The organism is Ruminococcus sp. (genome assembly GCF_017650195.1).
GTDB lineage: Bacteria > Bacillota > Clostridia > Oscillospirales > Ruminococcaceae > Ruminococcus.
Genome location: NZ_JAGCFH010000292.1, coordinates 1 through 7,366, shown reverse-complemented (window position 1 = coordinate 7,366; position 7,366 = coordinate 1). Strand labels below are relative to the sequence as shown.

General features: G+C 37.4%; 5 protein-coding genes and 1 pseudogene. 5 read left to right on the top strand and 1 reads right to left on the bottom strand.

Annotated features, from left to right (window positions below; translation table 11 throughout):
* A partial coding sequence (locus J6U00_RS13165) for a beta-L-arabinofuranosidase domain-containing protein (protein ID WP_296582556.1) occupies positions 1-760 on the bottom strand: 760 nt, incomplete at its 3' end.
* Between the two features lie 390 nt (positions 761-1,150).
* Here J6U00_RS13165 and J6U00_RS13160 point away from each other — a divergent pair.
* The 5 genes and pseudogenes from J6U00_RS13160 to J6U00_RS13140 all read left to right on the top strand — a co-directional run.
* Positions 1,151-1,834, top strand: coding sequence for a metallophosphoesterase (locus J6U00_RS13160; RefSeq protein ID WP_296582554.1), 684 nt, complete (start codon positions 1,151-1,153; stop codon positions 1,832-1,834).
* Positions 1,835-1,887: 53 nt separating this feature from the next.
* Positions 1,888-2,604, top strand: a complete 717-nt coding sequence (locus J6U00_RS13155) for a metallophosphoesterase family protein (RefSeq protein ID WP_296582552.1) — start codon at positions 1,888-1,890, stop codon at positions 2,602-2,604.
* 143 nt (positions 2,605-2,747) lie between these two features.
* Positions 2,748-3,658: pseudogene (locus tag J6U00_RS13150) on the top strand (hypothetical protein).
* 533 nt (positions 3,659-4,191) lie between these two features.
* Positions 4,192-6,441: a bifunctional diguanylate cyclase/phosphodiesterase gene (locus J6U00_RS13145; RefSeq protein ID WP_296582550.1), complete on the top strand. Its 2,250-nt coding sequence runs from the start codon at positions 4,192-4,194 to the stop codon at positions 6,439-6,441.
* Between the two features lie 36 nt (positions 6,442-6,477).
* On the top strand, positions 6,478-7,366 hold an 889-nt coding region (locus tag J6U00_RS13140; protein WP_296582549.1), incomplete at its 3' end, for a GAF domain-containing protein.

Below are 7,366 nucleotides of genomic sequence, written 5' to 3'. Positions count from 1 at the left end.
TGCCTGTTATCATGTACAGGTCGTAGAGACAGTCGTTCATCCCACCGTATTCGATGGAGAGGACCGTACTGTGCTTCCTAGAGTCCCAGGTCTTGCAGCGATTATATACCCAGTCTCCTAGACCTGAACCCAGCTCCTTTGCAGGAGCATAGCCTGTGGCATTATATATATCAACTATGCCTGCGATGAGCTTGTGCATGGTATACCATGGCACCCATGCCTCATCGATGATATTTGCCTTTCCTGCCTCAATATTGTCAAACTGCAACTCCACACTCGTTCCGTTTGGGTGAGAAGCTGCCCATATAAAGCCTTGCTTGCCTTTGGAATTCTTCTGACATTCCCGCATACCATCAATAAGGGTGTACATTCTCGACTTCACAGCTTCACGCTGAGCGTCCGAAAGCTCCGGGTGCTGATAGGCCTGCGCCAGAGCAGTAAGGTAATGACCTATGGCATGACCAGCAATATTGGTGTTTTCCCAGCCACCGTAACGTTTTGCGCCTTTTGTATTGAGGCCGGCGTTTTCTCGGAAACCTGCAAGGAGCCTGTCAGTATCAAAGGAAAGTAGGTATTCCATCTCCTTGCTGAAGGCGTTGACACAGTACTCGTCGGTCATAGTAACATCGGCCAGACTGAAGCTGCATATTGCGTTGTTTTCTGCTGCCGCGGACTGATGTGATGGAAAGGTAACCGAGGTGCTTATCGATGCGGCAGCAATCACCAATGATGTCATACGAATGAAAAAATTTGAGTTCATGTGGGATTCCTCCTTGAATTTTAATATCCACTTTAATTTTATGCGATAAACACTATTCTATCAACCCATAAAATATATAAAAGGTTGAAAAAACGAGGCTGTTTTCGGCTGATATTCTGTTATGAAACGGAAAAAGCATAATATGTTATTAAGAAGGGAAATGGGCTATAATGTTTTACGTCTAGTCATCATAAATTAATTTACTCTTGATGAAAGAGAATTAGAATCATGGGACATAGTTGATTTTAATATGCTAGACTTGTTACATAAGTATTTGTAAAATAGTAGCAGTCTCTCTAAGCCTGTTATTGTATTTTTAAACTAAATAGTTAATGACAAACATGAATATATGTGGTATAATAATTGATACATAAAGGCAGGTGAGATACCATGATATATATTACGGGAGATATACACGGCTCTCTTGAGCCTATATTCGACTTGGTAGAGAAATACGAACCAAAAGAAGATGATATAATAGTTATTCTCGGAGATGTAGCTGTAAACTATACAGGAAGATTACGAGATAAATTTATAAAAGAAGAAATGAATAATATTGGAGTTACATTCTTTTGTATTCATGGTAATCATGAGAATCGTCCTCAGAATATAGCTTCATATAAGGAAATGATCTGGAACGGCGGACGTGTTCTCTATGAGGAGGTGTATCCGAATATACTGTTTCCTATGGATGGAGATATATTTGAGCTTGAAGGAAATAAGTGCATAGTTATAGGCGGCGCATACAGCGTTGATAAGTTCTATCGCCTGAGAAACGGCTATAATTGGTGGCCAGACGAACAGCCGTCACTGGCAATAAAGGAATATGTTGAAGAGAAGGTAAAGAACAATAAAATAGACATAGTGTTTTCTCATACATGTCCGTATAAATATATTCCCACAGAGTGTTTTCTTTCAGGAATAGACCAATCAAAAGTTGATAACAGCACAGAACAATGGCTTGATACCATAGAAGAAGCAATAGAATATAAGGCTTGGTATCTCGGACATTGGCATACTGATAAGCATATTGATAAAATGCACTTCCTATTTCATAGCGTTGAAACGTTATAAGATGCAAAAGGAGATTAGAATTGTGAAAAAAAAGAAACAAGAGGAGTTATTTGATGCATTATGTTCTTTCGGATATTCACGGCAATAAGGATGCATTTGATACTATACTCTCCATGATTAACCTACAGCCAGAGGATCATCTATATATTCTTGGAGATGTTATCGACCGCGGGAAATACGGAATTGAACTGTTGCAGCAGATAAGGACAATGAAGAATTGTACAATGTTGCTAGGAAATCATGAGTATATGATGATAAATGCCCTGAGATACCCCGAAAATCTCCATTACCAACAAGTGTGGAGGAATAATAGAAGTTTAGACACTTTTGATAAGTATTTCAACCTTACAGAAAAAGAGCAGGAGGAGCTGCTTTGCTATCTGGAGTCACTTCCAGTACAATTAGAAATAACTGTAAATAGACGTAAATTCATACTGGTTCACGCTGCACCACAGGAACTATATGAAACTGAGAATATGGCGAGCTATAACCTTAATGAATTTATAGTATGGTACCGCTTGACGCCATTCTTGCAGATGCCTGCAAGAAAAAATGTAATATTTGGTCATACTCCAACAGAGCAGTTCCATCAAAGTATGCATATTTTTCACGGGAAGCGGATGATTGATATAGATTGCGGCTGCGGTTTCCCTAACTATGGAGGTCAGCTTGGCTGTATACGACTTGAAGATATGACGGAATACTATTCAAATGATGGCGTTTTTACGAAAGAAGAGGCTGCTGAATGGCTGAAGACACATATCATGTAAACAAGAGATAAACAAATGCGGTAAGTGTAAAAATTATAACCTTGATTTTATATGATAATTCTGGTATACTAAATATACATTATATGTACATAAAATCAATTTACTAAAATGGTCTAAGACTAAAGAAAATGGTATGATTACATATGGAAAACACTGCACAAAATAAAGCTTATTTTCATCTTCCGGGACTGTTTGAGTTCTATGACCTGTACAGTGTGTTTCTGCCACTGTACAATGAACATCCAGAATACTTTACGACTGGTGCGAAATAGCATCTGTCTATGGCGCTCCTGCCGATTGTATTTGGGGTGGTGGACGAGCTGGATTCGGCGAATGTAAAGCTGAAGATGTCCTTGCACTTATGAATAAATACAGTATTTCTTCAAGGCTCACTTTCAGTAACTCGCTTTTAAAACCTGAACATCTCATTGACAGGAATTGTAATTCTCTGTGTGAGCTTTTTTCCGGAAGCAAAGGTGTACAGAACGGTGTGATTATATACTCGGAACTTCTGCTTGAACATATTAAAAATAATTATCCAAACCTTTATTTCGTTTCCTCGACTACAAAGGTTCAGACTGATTTTGATCAGTTTTTAAAGGAAACAGAACGGATTGATTTTAAATATGTAGTTCCTGATTTCAGGATGAATAAGCTATATGATAAACTTGATACACTCTCGCAGGTCCAGAAAGATAAAGTTGAATTTCTGTGCAATGAATGCTGCTCGTTTAGCTGCAAAGACAGAAAAGCGTGCTATGAAAATGTCAGCAAGAAAAATCTCGGAGAAGACTGTCCTGAACACATCTGTACCGCACCTGATGCAAAGGACGGATACCGTTTTTCGAAGGCAATGAAAAATCCTGAATTTATCAGTATCGATGACATCATCAATACCTATCTGCCCCTCGGTTTTTCTAATTTCAAAATAGAAGGCAGAGGACTAGGTAGTGCTGTCAATCTGGAATTTCTGCTTTATTATCTCACAAAGCCGGAATATCAGCTAACTGTCCGTGAAGAGATCTATCTCGACAGCATGCTGGATCTTTTCTGAATATCATAGCTTTGAAAATCGTATGGATATACAGTAAGATAATATCAAAAAGATCATTTCAGGTGAAATAGTGTTATAATTGGAGAAAAATTATAAGGTAAAACGTCTGTTACTATTTTTTAATGTACAATCTGACTGAAGAAAGGCTATACAGAATTACCAAAGAAAAAGAATTATACTCTCATTTAACTGATTAATACGGTTTGTTGTGTAATCGTGATAAGTGCTGTTATTTATTTTGAGATATACAAAACATAACAAATATTATAAAAGGTGTCTACATTAAATCAAATGTAGCCGCCTTTTTTATTATAGCTAGTTGTAATAGTCTAGTTAATGTTAATAAATTATATTTTTACCTGTGATGAATAGCTAGAATTCTATATTCTTTACATTTTGTCCATTGCTTTTCAAAACCTATTGTTGTATAATAGCAATATAATGTATTGTGTATATTATCTATAAAATATATAGTTTGACTATCAAAGCGGCATTATTGTACAATAACTGCTTTGTCAACGAAAGGAGTAGCTATGAATTTCCAGGACCTCGCAGATAAATTTCATTCTCCTACATGTATTATTTCAGTAGAAAGAAAAAGTGACGGTGGGTATGGTGAAATACGACTTGTAGCAGGAAATAAAAGCTATCTTGAGCCGATTGAGCACCCTGTTTTTACTTCTGATCCGAGTATTCTTGGAATTCCCGATGTTTTTCAGAGCAACAATAAGTTTATTTCAAATTCACTTTATGAGAAGTATCTTCCGAAGGATACCGGATTTGAAGATATATGCTACCGTGCTGCTGTAAAGAAGATACCGATACATACCTATGTTCATTTGAATGACATGAATATATGGTTTGATATTTTTGCGCTCCCAATTGAGTATGAGGAAGGAAATATTTGCTACTGTCTGTATACCGCACAGCCTAGTAATTCCGATGAGGTAGGTATAAGCTCAAGCCAGTCTGACACTGTATCATCTGACATAATAAAATGCTGTGTAAAGCTTCATAGTACTAATGACTTCAATAAAACTATGGATGAAATAATAAGTGATATACGTTTGATATGTAGGGCTGATGTTTGCACTATAATGCTGAGGGAGCAGACCACAGGGCTTTTCACCGAGTGCTGCACAAGTGTTGATAAAAATAGCCGTGTTAAACGCGTTACTCAGTTTAAGAATATAGCGGAGATAACAGATACGTGGCTCGCTATGGTATCGGGAAGTGACTGCCTGATAATAAAGGACGAAAAAGATAAAGATTTTATACGAAATATTAATTATGAATGGTATGACAATCTTGATAAAGCAAATGTTGATAGTTTTATAATGTTTCCTTTGAGGTATGATAATGATGTTCTCGGTCTTATCTGGAGTACAAATTTTGATACCACTAATACCATGCGTATCAAGGAGACACTGGAACTAATTACATTCTTTATTTCTTCAAAACTTGCAAGTTACAAAATGGTTGAACATCTGAAGAATATCAGTTATACCGATCAACTGACAGGGCTTCCCAACCGTTTTGCTTGCACTGAGTTGGTATCAGACCTTGTTAAGAGAGGTGAGAATTTTACAGTTGTTTCCATTGACATCAACGGCTTTAAGAGCATAAATGATACTATGGGCTTTGATACGGGTAATAAGGTGCTCATAGAGATTGCTGCACGCTGGAAAGCAATAGTTGATGCGGGACTATCGGGAACTCATGATTATATCGCCCGAATGGGTGGCGATGAGTTTGCAATCATCATACGCGATTATCGCTCAGATAAAGATATAATGCATACTATTAAGCATTATGAAGCAGTCCTTGAGAATCGCTTTACTGTTGATAATTGTGATCTTTACATTACAGCAAGCTTCGGATATGCTTTATTTCCTATCGATGCAAAAACAAGTGATAGCTTGTTATCATTTTCAGCTGCTGCAATGCACGAAGTCAAGCGAGTAAATAGCAGCAATCACATTCTTCGTTCCACGCAGGAACTATTTAATGTTGAGCGTACATTGGAGATAGAGTACAAGCTTAGGGAAGCTCTGGAAAATGATACTATATATTTTAATTTACAGCCACAGTTTGATATATCACATAAACTGCGAGGTTTTGAAGCTCTTGCACGAATGAAGGATACCGATGGAAATTTCATCAGTCCTGGAGAGTTTATCCCTGTTGCTGAAAAGGTAGGTCTTGTGGATAAGGTAGATGGAACGGTCTTCAGAAAAGCGGCAATGTTTCTGGGAGAGCTTATCAAAAAAACAGGTGCTGATATAGTATTAAGCGTCAATGTTTCTGTTCGTCACCTTATGAAAAACGATTTCCTTGACGAACTGAAGGAGATTTTGAATGAGAGCGGTCTTGCATCTGATCGCGTTGAAATTGAGATTACGGAATCAATCATGATAGATTCGGCAGAAAAGGCAATTATGTGTATCGATAAGTTACATGAAATGGGAATAAAGATAGCAATAGACGATTTCGGCACAGGTTATTCCTCTTTAAGCTATCTAAATAATTTCCCTGCAAATATACTTAAAATAGACAAGTCCTTTATAGATAAAATGAATATGAACGAGTCGTCGAAGCAGTATGTTGCTGCTATTATCTCTATCGGTCATATTATGGGTTTTGATGTTATATCGGAAGGTGTTGAAGAGGAAAGGCAGCTTGAAACTCTTAGGGAGATAGGTTGCGATTTTATCCAAGGCTTTATCTGGGGCAGACCTTTGCCGAAAGAAGAAGCAGAAAAACTTGTAACAGATATGACTTAAATCGTGCTTTTAATAAAAATGAGAGGAAAGTTAATTATGGATTTTGACAAGGTAGTAGCAGATCATAAATGTAGAAGCTGTATTATATCAGTTGAAAAATATCAGGATGGAAGATATGGTAATATACGTGTTGTTGCGGCTAACAAAGCACATCGGGAGGATGCTGAAAAAATATTTGGGCGTCCGTTTGTTCCAGATTCACCATATTCAGATTCTTTGCCGCAGGACAAAAACTTCGAGGACTTCATGTTCCGTTGTGCTTGCCTTGGCCAACCGCTTCATACTTATGTTCACCTAGAGCGTATGGGCTTATGGGTCAATATGTTCCTCCTTCCACTAGAATCTGATAAGAAAAATGTAGGGTACTGCCTTTATTCATGTGATATTTCACCATTTGCCGATGCTGAACAACAGGCAAGTCTTTCGGCCAATACAGCTACACATGCACTTGAGATTAGTATTAAGCTTCAAGGAGCCAAAAAAGATGATATTCGTCATGTATTTCAAGATGTTATTGAAGATATCCGTAAGATGTGCGGAGCTGAACATTGCTGTATTTTAAATCACGATAATGAAAATAGGAAATATATCAATTTCTGCGAAGCAACGTTGTCTGATAGTAATTTGCGACCTGAAGAAATATATAGCAATGACAGCTTTTACGATATTGCAGACTCGTTTGGAGCAGTTATTCATGGCAGTTCGTGCCTTATAATAAAAGATGAACATGATTTAGCATGGCTTGAATCAGTTGATCCGGATTTATATTCATTGCTTTTAGAGAATGGTGTTAAAAGCGGTATCCTCTTTCCTTTGAAGCATAACGATCAGATACTTGGTTATCTTTGGGCTTTGAATTATAATGTCGAAGAAACTGTTAAAATCAAAGAGACTTTGGAGCTGTCCACATTTTTAATTGCATCAG